Genomic DNA, 248 nt, shown 5'->3' with positions numbered 1-248 from the left:
AACAACGCCATCGTCGTCGATAACACTGGCGTGTGGCGCGACCGCGAGGGCCTGTCCCAGCACCTGCAGTCCAAGGGTGTGGACCGCGTGCTGCTTACCGCGCCGGGCAAGGGTGACATCCCGAACATTGTCTACGGCATCAACCAGGACATGATCGGCGACGAGCGCATCCTGTCCGCCGCGTCCTGCACCACCAACGGCATCACCCCGGTGCTGAAGGTGATCAACGACCGCTACGGCGTCAAGCA

1 pseudogene is annotated in these 248 nt (G+C 63.7%); it reads left to right on the top strand.

Annotated features, from left to right (window positions below):
• Positions 1-248 (top strand): annotated as a pseudogene (locus tag HMPREF2617_RS06445) (glyceraldehyde-3-phosphate dehydrogenase); the annotation flags it as partial.

Source organism: Corynebacterium sp. HMSC070H05 (assembly GCF_001837615.1).
In the GTDB taxonomy this organism is placed as follows: domain Bacteria; phylum Actinomycetota; class Actinomycetes; order Mycobacteriales; family Mycobacteriaceae; genus Corynebacterium; species Corynebacterium coyleae.
Note: the sequence above shows the minus strand (reverse complement) of the source record. Positions and strands in the feature narration are given on the sequence as shown.